This window comes from Lentzea sokolovensis (assembly GCF_033949975.1).
GTDB lineage: Bacteria > Actinomycetota > Actinomycetes > Mycobacteriales > Pseudonocardiaceae > Lentzea > Lentzea sokolovensis.
The window spans coordinates 168,544-183,812 of sequence record NZ_JAXAVU010000016.1 but is presented as its reverse complement, the minus strand read 5'-3'; the positions used below and the strand labels follow the sequence as shown (position 1 = coordinate 183,812).

17 protein-coding genes are annotated in these 15,269 nt (G+C 69.7%); 8 read left to right on the top strand and 9 right to left on the bottom strand.

What is annotated here, in order from left to right; genetic code table 11:
* The first annotated feature begins 61 nt into the window (after positions 1 to 61).
* Positions 62 to 1,720: a M14 family metallopeptidase gene (locus tag SK854_RS41160; RefSeq protein WP_319980568.1), complete on the top strand. Its 1,659-nt coding sequence runs from the start codon at positions 62 to 64 to the stop codon at positions 1,718 to 1,720.
* A gap of 9 nt (positions 1,721 to 1,729) precedes the next feature.
* Here SK854_RS41160 and SK854_RS41155 read toward each other — a convergent pair whose 3' ends face one another.
* Entirely contained in the window at positions 1,730 to 2,935 is a 1,206-nt protein-coding gene (locus tag SK854_RS41155) for an FAD-dependent monooxygenase (protein WP_319980567.1), read from the bottom strand.
* Between the two features lie 86 nt (positions 2,936 to 3,021).
* Here SK854_RS41155 and SK854_RS41150 point away from each other — a divergent pair, with 86 nt between their 5' ends.
* The 3 genes from SK854_RS41150 (at position 3,022) to SK854_RS41140 (ending at position 4,965) form a co-directional block, all read left to right on the top strand.
* A complete protein-coding gene (locus tag SK854_RS41150) occupies positions 3,022 to 3,555 on the top strand; it encodes a TetR/AcrR family transcriptional regulator (RefSeq protein WP_319980566.1) in 534 nt (177 codons plus the stop codon).
* Between the two features lie 113 nt (positions 3,556 to 3,668).
* Entirely contained in the window at positions 3,669 to 4,118 is a 450-nt protein-coding gene (locus SK854_RS41145) for a hypothetical protein (RefSeq protein WP_319980565.1), read from the top strand.
* Positions 4,119 to 4,200: 82 nt separating this feature from the next.
* Entirely contained in the window at positions 4,201 to 4,965 is a 765-nt protein-coding gene (locus tag SK854_RS41140; protein ID WP_319980564.1) for an alpha/beta fold hydrolase, read from the top strand.
* Here the strand turns inward: SK854_RS41140 and SK854_RS41135 are convergent.
* The 4 genes from SK854_RS41135 to SK854_RS41120 form a co-directional block, all read right to left on the bottom strand.
* Entirely contained in the window at positions 4,962 to 5,507 is a 546-nt protein-coding gene (locus tag SK854_RS41135) for a TetR/AcrR family transcriptional regulator (RefSeq protein WP_319980563.1), read from the bottom strand. The two genes, SK854_RS41140 and SK854_RS41135, sit on opposite strands and share 4 nt — an antisense overlap.
* A 13-nt stretch (positions 5,508 to 5,520) precedes the next feature.
* Complete coding sequence (locus tag SK854_RS41130) at positions 5,521 to 6,597, bottom strand: agmatine deiminase family protein (RefSeq protein WP_319980562.1); 1,077 nt, start codon at positions 6,595 to 6,597, stop codon at positions 5,521 to 5,523.
* Positions 6,598 to 6,720: 123 nt separating this feature from the next.
* Positions 6,721 to 7,509 carry a pentapeptide repeat-containing protein gene (locus SK854_RS41125; RefSeq protein WP_319980561.1) on the bottom strand — a complete coding sequence of 263 codons (789 nt, stop codon included), beginning with the start codon at positions 7,507 to 7,509 and terminating at the stop codon, positions 6,721 to 6,723.
* 7 nt (positions 7,510 to 7,516) lie between these two features.
* Positions 7,517 to 7,921 (bottom strand): winged helix-turn-helix domain-containing protein, encoded by a 405-nt coding sequence (locus tag SK854_RS41120; RefSeq protein WP_093603399.1) that lies wholly within the window; start codon positions 7,919 to 7,921, stop codon positions 7,517 to 7,519.
* A gap of 47 nt (positions 7,922 to 7,968) precedes the next feature.
* Between SK854_RS41120 and def the strand changes: the two genes are divergently transcribed.
* A complete protein-coding gene (gene def, locus SK854_RS41115) occupies positions 7,969 to 8,553 on the top strand; it encodes a peptide deformylase (protein WP_319980560.1) in 585 nt (194 codons plus the stop codon).
* Here def and SK854_RS41110 read toward each other — a convergent pair.
* Positions 8,493 to 9,656, bottom strand: coding sequence for a hypothetical protein (locus SK854_RS41110; protein WP_319980559.1), 1,164 nt, complete (start codon positions 9,654 to 9,656; stop codon positions 8,493 to 8,495). The two genes, def and SK854_RS41110, sit on opposite strands and share 61 nt — an antisense overlap.
* Positions 9,657 to 9,771: 115 nt before the next feature.
* The gene (locus SK854_RS41105) at positions 9,772 to 11,031 is read right to left on the bottom strand and encodes an ArgE/DapE family deacylase (RefSeq protein ID WP_319980558.1); all 1,260 of its coding nucleotides are present in this window, start codon (positions 11,029 to 11,031) and stop codon (positions 9,772 to 9,774) included.
* A 103-nt stretch (positions 11,032 to 11,134) separates the two neighbouring features.
* On the opposite strand from SK854_RS41105, the gene SK854_RS41100 reads away from it, so the two are divergent.
* Positions 11,135 to 11,572, top strand: a complete 438-nt coding sequence (locus SK854_RS41100; RefSeq protein ID WP_319980557.1) for an Lrp/AsnC family transcriptional regulator — start codon at positions 11,135 to 11,137, stop codon at positions 11,570 to 11,572.
* 8 nt (positions 11,573 to 11,580) lie between these two features.
* On the opposite strand, the gene SK854_RS41095 is transcribed toward SK854_RS41100, so the two are convergent.
* A complete protein-coding gene (locus SK854_RS41095; protein WP_319980556.1) occupies positions 11,581 to 12,075 on the bottom strand; it encodes a MarR family winged helix-turn-helix transcriptional regulator in 495 nt (164 codons plus the stop codon).
* Between the two features lie 58 nt (positions 12,076 to 12,133).
* Between SK854_RS41095 and SK854_RS41090 the strand changes: the two genes are divergently transcribed.
* Positions 12,134 to 13,327, top strand: a complete 1,194-nt coding sequence (locus SK854_RS41090) for an FAD-dependent monooxygenase (RefSeq protein WP_319980555.1) — start codon at positions 12,134 to 12,136, stop codon at positions 13,325 to 13,327.
* A gap of 37 nt (positions 13,328 to 13,364) precedes the next feature.
* A complete protein-coding gene (locus tag SK854_RS41085; protein ID WP_319980554.1) occupies positions 13,365 to 14,555 on the top strand; it encodes an epoxide hydrolase family protein in 1,191 nt (396 codons plus the stop codon).
* Here SK854_RS41085 and SK854_RS41080 read toward each other — a convergent pair.
* Positions 14,533 to 15,267, bottom strand: a complete 735-nt coding sequence (locus tag SK854_RS41080; protein WP_319980553.1) for a M15 family metallopeptidase — start codon at positions 15,265 to 15,267, stop codon at positions 14,533 to 14,535. The two genes, SK854_RS41085 and SK854_RS41080, sit on opposite strands and share 23 nt — an antisense overlap.
* Positions 15,268 to 15,269 lie beyond the last annotated feature (2 nt).

Genomic DNA, 15,269 nt, shown 5'->3' with positions numbered 1-15,269 from the left:
TTCACACGCACTACACATTGCGGAGCCATGTCCCTGCCGTGGTACGAAAGGGTTGCCCTGCATGCGAAAGAGCCATCTCAGACCCCTGATCGGGGTCACCGTCGCCGCGAGCGTCGTGTTCGCCATGGGAGGCGTGCCCACCGGCGCGGCCCCCGGCGCTCAGGAAACGACGACGAACTACCAGGTCAGCGACGTCCGCACCGCTGAACAGCGCTCCAAGCTCGCGAAGTCCGGCGCCGCGATCGACTCGGTCGAGGAGCACGGCATCGTCGTGATCACCGCGACCGCGCGCGAGGTCAAGAACCTCAAGGCGCAAGGGTTCGAGGTCACCGAGCTGCCCAAGCGGATGGAGGCGAACTCGGCCGTCGGCCCGTTCGACTTCCCCGCGGCGGACTCGAACTACCACAACTACGCCGAGATGACGACGGAGATCAACAACGCCGTCGCGGCGTACCCGAACCTGATCAGCAAGCAGGTCATCGGCAAGTCCTACGAGAACCGCGACATCGTCGCCCTCAAGATCAGCGACAACGTCGGCGTCGACGAGAACGAGCCGGAGGTGCTGTTCACGCACCACCAGCACGCCCGTGAGCACCTCACCGTCGAGATGGCGCTGTATCTGATCAACCAGTTCACGACCCAGTACGCGTCCGACGCGCGCATCAAGGGCCTCGTGGACACCCGCGAGATCTGGATCATCCCGGACGTCAACCCCGACGGCGGCGAGTACGACATCGCGACCGGCAGCTACCGGTCCTGGCGCAAGAACCGGCAGCCCAACGCCGGTTCGGCCAACGTCGGCACCGACCTCAACCGCAACTGGGGCTACAAGTGGGGCTGCTGCGGCGGTTCCAGCGGCAGCACCGGTTCCGACACCTACCGCGGGCCGAGCGCGGAGTCCGCGCCCGAGGTCAAGGTCGTGGCCGACTTCGTGCGCGGCCGCAACGTCGGTGGCAAGCAGCAGATCGGCGCGTCCATCGACTTCCACACCTACAGCGAGCTCATCCTGTGGCCGTGGGGCTGGACCTACGACGACGTCGCACCGGGCCTGACCCAGGACCAGCGCGACACGTTCGCCACCATCGGCCAGCAGATGGCGGCCAGCAACAACTACACGCCCGAGCAGTCCAGCGACCTGTACATCACCGACGGGTCGATCCCCGACTGGCTGTGGGGCACGCAGGGCATCTTCGCCTACACCTTCGAGATGTACCCCGGCAGCGCCGGCGGTGGCGGCTTCTACCCGCCCGACGAGGTGATCCCGGCGCAGACCGCCCGCAACAAGGAGGCCGTGCTGCAGCTGCTGGAACGCGCCGACTGCCCGTACGAGGCCATCGGCAAGGAAGCGCAGTACTGCGGCGTCACCCCGCCCAACCCGGGCAAGTTCTTCGAGAACGCCGCGGACTTCCAGATCAGGGACAACACCACGATCAACTCCCCGATCACGGTGGCCGAGGTGACCGGCAACGCGCCGTCGACCCTCAAGGTCGCGGTGGACATCAAGCACACCTACCAGGGTGACCTGAAGGTGGACCTGGTGGCGCCGGACGGCACCGTCTACGTCCTGCACAACCGCGCGGGCGGCGGCACGGACAACATCAACACCACCTACACCGTCAACGCCTCCAGCGAGGTCGCCAACGGCACCTGGCAGCTGCGGGTCAACGACAACGCCAACCAGGACACCGGGTTCCTCGACAAGTGGAGCCTGCAGTTCTAGTTCGGTGAGTCAGGGCGCCGGTACGCCGGCGCCCTGACGCCCGTAGTCCTTCACGCGCATCGAGTCGTGCATCCGCACGCCCTTCGAGTTCAGCTTCGCCAGCGGCCGCACCACCCACGACGGCAACGACGTCAGCAGCTGCGCGCCTCGCACGAGCGCCGACACACCCAGCCGGGTGGACGGGATCAGCGTCTTCGCCACACCGAGCGCGAACGCCCTGCTGCGATGCACGATGTCGCGCATCTCGTGCTCGTACCGCGCGAACGCCGCCTCGTGGTCCGAACCCGCCGAGAGTTCGCCCGCCAGCACGTACGCGCCCAGCACCGCGAGGCTCGTGCTGCCGCCGATCGCCGGGCCGGGGCAGTAGGCCGCGTCGCCGACCAGCGCCACCCGTCCGCGTGACCACGTGTCCTCGCGCAGCTGGGTGATCGAGTCGAAGTAGAACGCCCCGTCGCCGTCCAGGTGCTCCAGCCACGAGTCGACCTCGGGATGCAGCGACGTGAACGCCTCGCGCAGCAGTTGCTTCTGCCGTGCCACGTCCCGGTGGTGGTAGGTGAGCTCGGGCGAGCGGAACAGGAACACCGCGCGTGCGTCGTCCAGGTGCCGTGCGCCGTACACCGCCGCCGTGCGCCCAGGCCCGATGTGCCCGGTCATCTCACCCGGCACGCCCAAGTCCTTCGGCACGGACGACACGGCCAGATACGCGCCCACGAACGTCTTGTCGACCTCACCGAACACGAGCCGCCGCACGTTCGAGTGCAGCCCGTCCGCCCCGATGACCAGGTCGAACCGCCGCGGCGCACCGGCCTCGAAGCTCACCTCGTCACCGATGGACGTGATCGAGTCGCCGAACACGTACTCGACGTCCGCGCGCGTGGCGTCGTAGTAGATCTCGCTCAGGTCGTCGCGCATGACCTCCACGTGCCGGTCCGACGCGGCCGCGAACAGCTTCGTCACGTCGGCGCTGATCGGCTTGCGCGTGCCTTCCCGCAGGTACGTCAGCCGCGTGGTCCCGGTCGCCAGCGCCTCGACGCGCGGCAGCACACCCATGCGTTCGGAGATGTCCATCGCCGGCTTGAACAGATCGACCGCGTGCCCGCCGGTCTTGCGCAGCACCGGCGACCGCTCGACCACCGTCACCTCGTGCCCGTACCGCGTGAGCCAGTAGGCCAGCACCGGACCGGCGACGCTGGCCCCGGAAACGAGAACTCGCACGTCACACCCCCTTACTTAACGGTCGGTAAGTGAACTGCCGCGAGCCTACACCCGTGACTTACCGATCGTTAAGTAAGATTCGGCGCGTGGCCAAGTCCGACACCAAGCAGCGGATCCTGCAGACCGCGCGCGAGCTGTTCGCCTCCCAGGGCGTGCAGCAGACCAGCCTGCAGGAGATCGCCGACCGCCTCGGCATCACCAAACCCGCGCTCTACTACCACTTCGCCTCACGCGAAGAGCTCATCCGCAGCATCGTCACCCCGCTGCTCGACGACGGCGAGGGATTCCTCGCACGCATGGAGGAACGCGCCGAGGTAGAGCCGCTGGAACTGGTCGAGGGCTTCTTCGACTTCCACCACCGCCACCGCAAGGACATGATGCTGCTGCTCACCGAGCTGACCACGCTCGCGGAGCTCGGCCTGATCGACGTCGTGCTGTCCTGGCGCGCCCGCCTCACCTGCCTCGTGTTCGGCCCGGACGCGACGCTCGAACAGCAGACCAGGGCGGTGCTGGCGTTCGGCGGCATGCAGGACTGCACCATGCAGTTCCCCGACACCCCCGTCGACGAACTGCGCGCGGCGACCGTGACGGCCGCGTGCGCGGCCCTGGGGATCGACTAGACGCTCCACACCGCAACCCTTGCCGGCCAACGGGGTCGCCGATGCGCCCGGCGGCGTCAAAAGCCGCCGTTCGGTCGCTGTCGGCCGGCGTTCAGGTGGACGAACATCACGCGATGGCCCTTCGCCGCGCATGGGTGCTCCCGCTGACACCCATCGCCGTCGTACTGCTGATCGCGGTCGCCCTCGTCCCGGTCACCGGCGAGCACCCCGCCTGGCCGCTCGCCGTCCTGGCCGCCGCTCTCGTTCTCGCGGCAGTGATCTCGGCCGCGGCCGGACGCGTCTCCGGTGAACCCGCCGAACGACCGTGGGCGATGGCCATCGGCACCGGCCTGCTCACCGTCGTCACGCCGTTCGCGGTCAGCGGCCTGCTGAACGGGCCGGCGACCGCGTTGATCGTCCTGCCCTGGCTGGCCTTGGGCCTCGGTGCGGGGTACTGGCAGTTGCAGCTGTGCGAGGGAGCGCGATCACGCCCCCTGCACGCCGCCATAGGATTCGGCTACACCTTCGTTTTCATCGCCGTGACGCTGCTGCTCGCAGTGGTGTCCGCGCGGCTCGTTGACTAGATGAGAACGGACTCTCGAAACCGCTCTTGGCTCGGCTGAGCGCGGGGTAGGGTCCGGACACCGATTAACCGCCGGGAGAGACATGCGCGCCGTCGAGATCAGACCTGGGGTCCGGATCCGCTGGGTCGAAGTGCCGGGCGCCTCGCCCGCACGCGTCTACCTGCACGGACTGGGCGCCTCGTCGGCTCCGTACTACGCCGAAGCCGTCGCGCACCCGCTGCTGGCCGGGCGCCGCAGCCTGATGATGGACCTGCTCGGGTTCGGCATCAGCGACCGGCCCAGCGGCTTCGCCTACTCGCTGGAGGGCCACGCCGACGCCCTCGCCGTGGCACTGGCCAAGATCGGGCTGCGCCGCAGCGAGATCATCGGCCACAGCATGGGCGGCGCCGTCGCCATCGTGCTCGCCGCGCGTCACCCCGAGATGGTGCGCTCGCTCGTGCTCGTCGACCCCCACATCGACCCGCACACCCCGTCGCTCGGCGCGCCCGGCAGCCGGGGCATCGCCGCCTACGGGGAAGCGGACTTCCTGAGCCACGGCTTCGACCGCGTGCTGCGCGACGTGGGCCCGCACTGGGCGGCCACCATGCGCATGGCCGGTCGCGAGGCCCTCTACCGCAGCGCGGTCGACCTCGTGCGCGGCACCTCGCCGACGATGCGGAAGTTGTTGCTGGAGCTGGAGATCCCGCGTGTCTTCCTGCACCCGGAGGACGCGCCGCCCAGCGGTGGCCGCGAGCTCGCCGCGTCCGGTGTCCAGCTCGTCTCCGTGCCGAACACCGGTCACAACATCATGATCGACAACGTCGAGGGCTTCGCGCGCGCCGTCGCCCAGCAGCGTCTGTCGGTCTAGTCCAGCTCACGGGCGATCGCGCCGGTCAGCAGTTCCCGCGCGCGGTCCAGGGTCAGCGAGCCGCTGTGCCAGCGCTCGCTCAGACCCTCGACGAGCGCGGTGAGCCGTTCGGCGGCCGCCGCCGCGTCGAGGCCGGGATTCGCTTGGCGCAGCAGGGTTTCGACGTCGGAGTTCCACGCCTCGGTGGCCGTGCGCAACGTCGCGCGCAGCTCCTCGTGGAACGCCGCGCTGGCCCGCAGCTCACCCCACGCGACGCTCGTCTCCCGCACGTGCGCGTCGTCCTGCAGCTCGTCCAGGAGCATCCGCTCGACCTGGGTGCGCGGATCACCGGACTCCGCGCCGCCGGTGTAGGACCGCGCCCGGTCGTTCACGTGCTCCAGCGCCGCCCGCAGAATCCCGGCACGGTCCTTGAAGTGGTAGTAGATCAACGCCGTGGACACCCCGGCCTCGGCCGCGAGCTTCTCGACGCGCAACCCGCGCACGCCGTCCTGCGCGATCACCCGCACCGCGGCCTCGAGCATCCCGATCCTGCGCTCCGACAAGACGATGTCCTTCCTAACGGGGTTCCTGCTGCGTGGTGCAGTGGATGCCACCACCGCCCGACGCGATGCCGTCGATGTTGATCTGCACCACCGCACGTCCGGGGAACAGCCGCTCCAGCGTCGCCTTCGCCGCCGCGTCCGCCCGCCGGTCACCGAACTCCGGCCCGACCACCGCGCCGTTGCAGACGTAGAAGTTGACGTACCCGGCCGCGAAGTCCTCGTCGCGCACCCGCACCGTCTCCGGACCCTCCAGCACCTCGACCCGCAGCGGCCTGCCCGCGGCGTCGGTCGCGGCGCGCAGGATCTCCAGGTGGCGGCGCGTCACGTCGTGGTCGAACGACTCGGGGTCGTTGTCCAGCCCCGCCACCACCACACCGGGACCGGCGAAGCGCGCGTAGAAGTCCGTGTGGCCGTCGGTGATGTCCCGCCCGGCGATGCCCGGCAGCCAGATCACCTTCCTGATCCCGAGCAGGTGTGCGAGCTCCTGCTCGACGTCGGACTTCGTCCAGCCCCGGTTGCGGTTGCCGTTGAGCACGCAGCTCTCCGTGATGATCGCCGTGCCCTCACCGTCGACCTCCAGCGCGCCGCCCTCCAGCACCAGATCCGTGCGCACCCGCTGCGCACCGGCCTGACCAGCGACGAATCCCGCGACCCTCGCGTCACGGCGGTGCTCCTGCTTGCCGCCCCAGCCGTTGAAGTTGAAGTCGACCGCGCCGCCGCCGCGCACGAACACCGGACCGGTGTCACGCATCCACAGGTCGTCCAGTTCCGAGGTCACCAGCTCGACCCCCGGCAGCAACGACCGGGCGAGGTCGAGGTCCTCGGCGCGCACCAGCATCGACACCGGCTCGAACCGGGCGATCGTCGTCGCGATCGTGGCCTGGTCACGACGCACCTGGGGCAGCAGGTCCCGGCCCCAGATCCGCTCACTGGCCGCGAACGCCATCCACGTCCGCCGATGCGGCTGCCCCTCCTCGGGCATCACCCACGGCTTCTCGCTCGTGGTGGCACCGCCGGTCTCGCCCGCGCAGCCGGCGAGCAGACCGCTGATGGTCGCCGCGGCCGACTGCACGAAGTTGCGCCTGTTCATACCCCCACGGTAACCCTGACTGAAATTTCAGTCAAACTGTTCGCGCTGGTCAGGTCGCTGTCGAGATCAGCAATGCCGTCGTGAACGGCACAGTCGCAGCGGGCGCTGACACCGCCCCGGCAGTCAGCGGCGCCGGGCGGGCTCCGCCGACCAGTGCGAAGGCCGGGTCAGCGCGTCCGGCAGCTTCGTCCTCGCGTTGCCGCGCGCGGCGTTGACCTGCGGCTGGGTCAGGAACAGGCAGGTGCTCAGGTCCGCACCCGACAGGTCCGCGCCCCGCAGGTCGGCGCCGATCATGTCCGCCCGCGACAGGTCGGAGTTCGTCAGGTCCGCGCCGATCAGGTACGCGCCGCGGAAGTCCGCGCTGCCCAGGTTCTTGTTCCGCAGCCGCGCGCCGATCAGGTCCGCGCCCCGGTACGACTTCGCGCTGGAGCGCAGCCGTTCGCTGGTGCGCAGCAGCAGGACGTTCACCTTCGCCCGGATCTCCGCCACGTCGAGCACCAGGACGTCGTCCGGTGCGCCGACGGCGTGCCGTTCGACCTCGGCGAACGCGGCGGCCAAGTCGTCGTGCGGGTCGAGGCGGCCGGCCTCGGCGAGGTACCAGAGCAGTTCGTGCAACTGCCGGACCACGGGGAACACCGCGAACATCTTCTCTCGTTCAGCGATGCGCCAGTCGACGCCGCCGAACACCGTCTGCGACACCCGCTGACCCGCACCGAAGCAGTCGTAGACCGTGCAGCCGGCGTACCCCTTGGGCCGCAACTGGTCGTGGATGCCGCACCGGTGATCGGCCAGCAGGTTCCGGCACGGCGTGCCCGCGTCCTTGGTGGCCGCGAAGTCCGCGGACTTCGCGAACGGCAACGCGACGCAGCACAACCCGAAGCAGTTGGCGCAGTCGCCTTTCAGTTCTTCCATCGCCGGATCAGCCTACTGGGTCGCCGTTGAGCAGCCGGACCTCCGCGGTGACGGCCACCGCGTCCGCCGGGCGCGTGCCCCGGTCGCGGTAGCGGAACAGCAACCGCCGGATCGACGCGCCGATCTCCGCCATCTCCTGCGGCGTCACGTGGATGAGCGCACTGAACGACTCCTCCGGCGCCGGCTCGTCCTCGGTCTCCCACCGCAACTGCCACGGCCGCGCCTTGCCACCCTGGTGCGGCGCCTCCTCGATCAACCCGAGCTCGGCGAGCCGACGCAGGTGGAACGAGCACAGCCCCGAGCTCTGCCCGAGCCGCGCGGCGGCCTGGGTGGAGGTCAGCGTGCCGTGCTCGGCGAGCAGATCCAGCAACGCGATGCGCACGGGATGGTCCGGAAGCGGCCGTCGAGACATGAACGCACCCTACCGATAACTTTGCAAAGACTGCTACTTTGCAAAGCATGTCCGAGATCCACCGAGGCGCACCGCGCCGCATCACCGTCGTCGGCGAAGAGATCCTGACCCGCCGCTGCCGCGAGGCCACCGAGTTCGGCACGCCCGAGCTCGCCCGGCTGATCGAGGACATGTTCGCCACCAACCACGTCGCCGAGGGCGCCGCCATCGCCGCGAACCAGGTCGGCGTCGACCTGCAGCTGTTCGTGTGGGACATGCGCGACGAATGGGGCACCCACCACACCGGCCACGTCCTCAACCCCGTGCTGGACGACCTCCCCGCCGACCAGCGCACGCTGCTCGAAGAACCCGAAGGCTGCCTGTCCGTACCGGGCCCGTACCGCGTGGTCGCCCGCCCCGACCGCGCCGTCGTGCGCGGCCAGGACCAGGACGGCAACCCGATCGTCGTCGAAGGCAGGGGCTACTTCGCCCGCTGCCTGCAACACGAGACCGACCACCTGCACGGCAGGCTCTACCTGGACCGCCTCACCCAGCGCGAACGCAAGTCCGCACTCCGCGAGATGGCCGCCTCTCAGGACGAGGTCTTCGCCCGCCGCGCCGCCCGAAGCTCCTCCGCCGCCTCGTCCAGCTGACGCTCCGCCCGTTCGGCCCGCGTCAACGTCTGAGCGCGCGCGTCCTCCACCACGGCGAGCGTCTGCCGCACCGCCGCCACCTGATCCGCACTCTCCTGCCTGACCTGCGCGAACCGCGTCTCGAACTCCGCACGTGACCGCTCCAGCTCCGTGCGGGCGTCCGCCGCGGCCTGCTCGGCCCGTTCCGCGCGCACCACCGCCTGGTCACGAGCCTTGGCGGCCCGGCTGACCGTCTCCGCGGCCTCGACGCGCGCCTTCTCCACCTGGGCCGCCGAGTCTCTGTGAACCTGCTCGGCTGCCGTCACCTCCGCCTGGGCTCGCTCGGCCACCGTCCGCGCTTCCGCACGAGCCCGATCGATCTCGGCCTGCGCCTCGGCACGGGCCCGCGCGATGTCGGCCTGGGCTTCGGCGCGTGCCTGTTCGATCTCCTTGGCGGCCTGCCGCCGAGCCTGCTCGGCGTGCTTCACCGCATCGGCCTTGGCCTGCTCCGCCTCGCCCCGGATCTCCTCGATCAAGGCCGCCGCCTGCACCCGGACCTCGGCGATCTCGGCCTCGGCGCGCTCACCGGCAGCCCGCGCGGCCTCCCGCGCCTCGTCTCGTTCCGTCACGGCCGTGTCCACGGCGTCGTCGGCTTCCTCCGCCGCCCGCACCGCCTGCTCGGTGGTCTCCTCGGCCACCTTGCGCGCCTTCTCGGCGTCGTGCCGGCGACGTTCGGCGGATGCCAACTCGGACTGCGCCTCCGCGACCCGTCGCGCGGCCTCGGCTTCGGCGGCCTGGATCTGACTCTCGGCGACGCTCGGGTCCGCCATGGCGTTCAGCTCGCCGACGGCCCGGCCGAGGGTCTGCGTCATCTGCTCCGACAGCACCCGGAACCGGTCGAGAAGCTCTTCAGCCCTGATCTTGGCGGTACCGGAGACCCTGGGGAGATTCGTCACGGTGACGACCTCCAGGTTTTGCTCGGTGGTTTCCGCCAGCCGCTGCCGCTCCCTCCACGCCCTCCAGCGCGTGTGCTCCGGCAGGTCGCAGTACTCCGAGGGCCTGCCGGGCCCGCCACCTCGGAAAACGGGGCGGTCACAGCCGGGGAAGTTGCAGCTCGTCTCCACGGCGATATCGTAGCAGAATTACGTGTGCAGTTACGTTATTCAACGCAACGCTACTCAATTGGGCACGAAAATCCTGGCCGCCGATAAGTGAACATTATCGGCGGCCAGGATTCCGTCAGCGAGAGCCGACCGTCCGCAGGGTCGCGAGAACCAGGGCACGGGCGACGGTGACGACCTCGCTCAGAAAAACCTGCTCCTGGGGACCGTGGGCCAGACGGACGTCGCCAGGGCCGTACTGCAAAGTGGGCACCCCCGCCCCCGCGTACAACCGCAGATCGCTGCCGTACGGAGCCCCCTTTTCAGCAGGGCGTGAATTCCCGCTGACGTCGGCGTGCGCGTCACCGACCAGGCCGGCGAGCGGATGCCCCACCGGCAATCGGCCGCTGGCGAACTGCCCACCGGGCCACGTCACCACGGCAGGGTGCGCCCGCAACCACGAGTCCTCGGCACAAGCCTCGGCCACGCACGCCTCGAGTTCGGCGCGGGCCTGGGCGGGGTCCTCCCCCAGCGCCACGCCCAGCCGCCCCTCGGCGACCAGCAGATCCGGCACGCTGCTCGCCCAGTCGCCTGCCTGCACCGTGCCGACAGACAGCGGGTACGGGATCGGATAGGCCGACATGAGCGGATCGACGTCCACGTTGCGGCGCGCCTCCAGCCGGGCGAGCGCGGCGTGGATCGGCAGGTAGGCGTCGAGGGCGCTGACCCCGGCGTACCGGGTGCTGCCGTGGGTGGCCTGGCCGGGCACCTCGATGCGGAACGTGAGCGCGCCGCCGTTGGCGACCATCAGCGCTCCGCCGGTCGGTTCGGTGATGATGCAGGCGTCGCCGGTGTGGCCGCGCTGGAGCGTGCCGAACGCTCCGAGCCCACCGTCTTCCTCGCTGACCACGAAGTGCACGGCGACCTGGCCGCGCAATGAAGTCGCCCGGATCGCGGACACCGCGGCGAGGATCGCCACCACGCCCGCTTTCATGTCGCACGCGCCGCGGCCGTGCACGACGTCGCCGATCACCCGTGGGCGGAACGGATCTCCGTCCCACTGAGCCAGGTCGCCGGGCGGGACGACGTCGACGTGTCCTTGCAGGATCAGCGTCGGACCGTCGTTCTTCCTGGTGCCGCCGACCAGGCCCCACGCCTCCGTGCGGGGTGCTTCGCCGCCGGGGAAGTCGGCGTGCGCGCGCAGTTCGGGCAGGTTCATCGACCACAGGTCGACGTCCAGGTCCAGCCGTTCCAGGTGCCCGGCCAGCACGTGCTGCAACTCGGATTCCGCGGCACTGCCCGTCACGCTCGGCACCGCGAGGAGGTCCAGCAGGAGTTGGCCGATCGCCGCCTCGTCCACCGCCGCCAGTGCGGCCGCCTCGACATCGTTGATGGTCACAGGCCGGAGGTTAGGGTCGCTCACCTGCGCAAACAATCGTCAGAAGCGGCGTTCGGCGGTGCATCCTTTGCAAAGAACGGGGCTCTGTGGCAATTCTTTGCGCATGGACGACATCGACGAAGCGATCATCCGGTGCGTGCTGCGCGACGCCCGCGCCACCTACGCCGAGATCGGCAAGGAGGCCGGCCTGTCGCCGTCCGCCGCCAAGAGACGGCTCGACCGCCTGGTTTCCACCGGTGCGATCCGCGGCTTCAGCGCGCTGGTGGATCCGCAGGCGATGGCCTGGCACACCGAGGCGTTCGTGGAGGTCTACTGCAAGGGCAACCCCACCCCGGCCGAACTGACCAAGGCGTTGCACGACATTCCCGAGGTCATCGAGGCGTGCACCGTCTCCGGAGCTGCCGACGCGATGCTCTACATGCTCGCCAGGGACATCCCGCACCTGGAACAGGCCATCCAGCGCGTGCGTTCGACAGCACCCGTGGACCGAACCGAGAGCGCGATCGTGCTGTCGCGACTGCTGACCCGGCCACGTCTGTAGCGGACGTTTCAGCTGCTCCGGCCAAGACGCTCGTTCGCCTCGTCCGCGGCCGCGGACATCCTCGCCAGGAACGTCGCGACGGTGCGGAGTTCAGCCGGCGGCGTCGTGTGGAGGACGTTCGCGATCTCGGTGCCGGCCAGGCCGAGGAACTCACGGGCGCGCTGCCGAGCAGCTGGCGTGGGGCGGAGAGTGACGCGGCGGCGGTCGGTGCTCTCTCGCGTGCGGTGGACGTGGCCCGCGGCTTCGAGCCGGTTCAGCAAGATGGTGGTCGCGCCCGTCGTCATGCCGATCTGCCGGGACAACTGCACCGGGGAGAGCGGGGTGCCCGTCTCGGCCGCCCAGACGATCTGGCTCAGCGCGTTGGCATCGGCTCCCGGCAGTCGCATCCAGGTGGCGAGGTGCTGGTTGAGCTCGCCGAAGTCGATCACCCAGTCGCGCAGGCGGTGCATCACCTCGATCTGCGCCGGCGTCCAGTCCGCGGTCAGCGGGTCGCTCTCTGTCATGCACACGCCTTCGCTCCAAAGTAGCTTTGTGACAAAGCTACTGACAGGGGAGTTCTAGATGGCTGCACGACACGCGGTGATCTCCGGTGCGAGCATCGCGGGCCTCTCGGCCGCGTACTGGCTGCGGCGCACAGGATGGCAGGTGACCGTGCTGGAACGCGCCGAGGCGTTCCGCGACGGCGGGCAGAACGTCGACGTCCGCGGCGTCGGACGCGAGGTGCTCGCCCGGATGGGGCTGGCCGAGGCCGTGAAGGAGCAGAACACCACCGAGACGGGCACGGTCTTCGTCGACACGGACGGCCGGGTGCTCGCCGAGCTTCCCTCGAACGGCCCGGACGGCGCGACCGCCGAGTTCGAGGTCCTTCGCGGCGACTTCGCCCGCACGATCCTGGAGCACCTGCCGGAAGGGGTCGAGATCACCTACGGCGACATCATCACCGAGGTCGCCGACGACACCGACGCGGTGACCGTCACCACCGCCTCGGGACGCGTTCTGAGCGCTGACCTGCTGGTCCTCGCCGAAGGAGTCCGCTCGGCCACCCGCGACCGGCTCTTCGGAGACCTGGTCGACCGCCGCGACCTCGGCATCTCCATGGTCTTCGGCACGATCCCCCGCACGGCCTCCGACGACAGCCGGTGGCGCTGGTACACCACCACGGGAGGGCGTCAGGTCCACCTGCGCCCCGACAACCACGGCACCACCCGCGCCATGCTCGCCCACGCCCGAGCCGCTGACGTCACCCGGCTCGATCGCGCGGACGCACTGGCCGAGTTCCGGCACCACTTCGCCGACGCGGGCTGGGAGGCGCGGCGTGTGCTCGACGGGTTCGACACCTCCGCCGACGTCTACGTCGACCACCTCACCCAGATCCGCATGCCGGTGTGGCACCGCGGGAGGGTGTGCCTCGCCGGTGACGCTGCCTGGTGCGTGACCCCGATGGGTGGCGGTGGCGCCTCGCTCGCGCTCGTGAGCGGATACGTGCTGGCAGCGTGCCTGTCCACCTCGGGAGACCGGTTCGAGGAAGGGCTCGCGGCCTACGAGAAGTGGATGCGGCCGCTCGTCGACGACGTCCAGAACCTCCCGCGCTGGATCGTGCCGATCGCCTACCCCCGCACCCGGCTCGGGCTGGCCCTGCGCCGCCTGGCCGACAAGGCCATGACCTCGTCGCTGCTGTCTCCCCTGACGGCGAAGTTCACCCAGGTCGCCGACACGACCAGGGACCTTCCGCCCATCGGGGCGGCGCACTCCTAGGACTCGGTCGGACACGTGTGATCACTATCGTCGAAGCGTGCTCTTCCCACTGGAACCCACGCCGATCCACGTGTCCGACGAGGTCCTCGACGACCTGCGAGCCCGTCTGGCGCTGACCCGTTCACCGCTGGACGAGGGCAACGAGGACTGGTCCTACGGCGTCCCGGCGAGCTACCTGCGCGAACTCGTCGACCACTGGCGTGACGGGTTCGACTGGCGCAAGGCCGAGGCCGCCATCAACACCTACGAGCACCACGAGGTGACGGTAGCGGGCGTCCCGATCCACTTCATGCGCAAGCCCAGCCGCAGCCCGCGACCGATCCCGCTGATCCTCACCCACGGCTGGCCGTGGACGTTCTGGCACTGGTCGAAGGTGATCGACCCGCTCGCCGACGACTTCGACGTCATCGTGCCGTCGCTGCCGGGCTTCGGTTTCCCCGGCCCGCTCACCGGCTTCCCGGACGTCAACTTCTGGAAGGTCGCCGACCTCTGGCACGCCCTGATGACCGAGATCCTCGGCCACGAGAAGTACGCGGCCGGCGGCTGCGACATCGGCGGGATCATCTCCAGCCAGCTCGGCCACAAGTACGCCGACTCGCTGTACGGCATCCACATCGGCTCAGGCCTGCCACTGGACTTCTTCAGCGGTGACCGCGCCTGGGACTTCGCCCGAAACCGCCCGCTGCCCGACGATCCGGCCGCCCGCGCCCGCACCATCGAACTCGACCACCGCTGGGCACCCCACCTCACCGCGCACATGCTCGACGGCGCCACCCTCGCCCACGGCCTGAGCGACTCACCGGCGGGCCTGCTCGCCTGGCTGCTGGAACGCTGGACCTCGTGGAGCGACAACGGCGGCGACGTCGAGTCGGTCTTCACCAAGGACGACCTGCTCACCCACGCCACGATCTTCTGGGCGAACAACTCCATCGCCACGTCGATGCGCTACTACGCCAACGCCAACCGCTACCCGTGGACGCCGTCGCACGACCGCAAGCCGGTCGTGCAGGCCCCGACCGGACTCACCTTCGTCACCTACGAGAACCCGCCCGGCATCCACACCGCCGCCGAACGCGTTCAGGCGTTCAAATCCGGACCGCTGGCCGGCTACTTCAACCACGTCAACGTGAACGCCCACGAGCACGGCGGCCACTTCATCCCGTGGGAGAACCCGAACGCGTGGGTGAGTGACCTGCGCCGAACGTTCAGCGCGCCACGGGGAAGTTGAAGTAGGTGTCCGGGAACGGCTCGTCGTTGAGCGTGAAGTGCCACCACTCCTCGGCCAGGTTGCGGAACCCGGCGCTGACCATCGCCGACTTGAGCAGTTGCCGGTTCTCGCGCGCCTGCCCGGTCACGCGCGGGTCGTCGGTGTGCGAGAGCGTGTCGAAGCAGTCGTAGCCGGTGGCCATGTCGACGGTGTTGTCGGGGAACCGGTTGGGCGCCGCGCAGTCCACCAGCCGCTCGCCGGGCACGTACGGGCGCTGGTGCCGTGCAGGCAGCTTGACGATGGTCAGGTCGAGCGTCGACCCGCGGCTGTGGCCTGACTTCTCGGCGATGTAGCCGTCCTCGAACAACCGCGTCTTGTCGACGCGCGGGTAGAACTCGGGCTTCATCCGCTGGTCGGCGAGGTCGCGCGCCCACCGCACGAAGTGGTCGACGGCGCGTTGCGGGCGGTAGCAGTCGTAGACCTTGAGCGTGTAGCCCTGTTTGAGCATCCCGCGCTGCACGGTCCGCAACGCCTTCGCGGCCTGCTTCGTGAGGATGCACAGGGGCGCGCGGTAGCCGTCGATTCGGGTGCCGACGAAGTTGTGCGCGGTGTAGTAGCGGATGTCGTGCTGGATTGTGGGGTCGACGTCGCGCAGCACGACGAACCCGCTGGTGGCGTGGGCGGGCGTCGCGACGGAGATGGTCAGCAGCAGGGAGAGCAGCAGGGCTCGCATGG

Bases quoted from the DNA above. Each gene is read 5' to 3' on its own strand.
- SK854_RS41125 (WP_319980561.1), bottom strand. From the start codon at position 7,509: ATGGAAGAACTGAAAGGCGACTGCGCCAACTGCTTCGGGTTGTGCTGC.
- SK854_RS41145 (WP_319980565.1), top strand. From the start codon at position 3,669: ATGGCCCTTCGCCGCGCATGGGTGCTCCCGCTGACACCCATCGCCGTC.
- SK854_RS41095 (WP_319980556.1), bottom strand. From the start codon at position 12,075: ATGACAGAGAGCGACCCGCTGACCGCGGACTGGACGCCGGCGCAGATC.
- def (WP_319980560.1), top strand. From the start codon at position 7,969: ATGTCCGAGATCCACCGAGGCGCACCGCGCCGCATCACCGTCGTCGGC.
- SK854_RS41130 (WP_319980562.1), bottom strand. From the start codon at position 6,597: ATGAACAGGCGCAACTTCGTGCAGTCGGCCGCGGCGACCATCAGCGGT.
- SK854_RS41090 (WP_319980555.1), top strand. From the start codon at position 12,134: ATGGCTGCACGACACGCGGTGATCTCCGGTGCGAGCATCGCGGGCCTC.
- SK854_RS41160 (WP_319980568.1), top strand. From the start codon at position 62: ATGCGAAAGAGCCATCTCAGACCCCTGATCGGGGTCACCGTCGCCGCG.
- SK854_RS41140 (WP_319980564.1), top strand. From the start codon at position 4,201: ATGCGCGCCGTCGAGATCAGACCTGGGGTCCGGATCCGCTGGGTCGAA.
- SK854_RS41120 (WP_093603399.1), bottom strand. From the start codon at position 7,921: ATGTCTCGACGGCCGCTTCCGGACCATCCCGTGCGCATCGCGTTGCTG.
- SK854_RS41080 (WP_319980553.1), bottom strand. From the start codon at position 15,267: ATGCGAGCCCTGCTGCTCTCCCTGCTGCTGACCATCTCCGTCGCGACG.
- SK854_RS41100 (WP_319980557.1), top strand. From the start codon at position 11,135: ATGGACGACATCGACGAAGCGATCATCCGGTGCGTGCTGCGCGACGCC.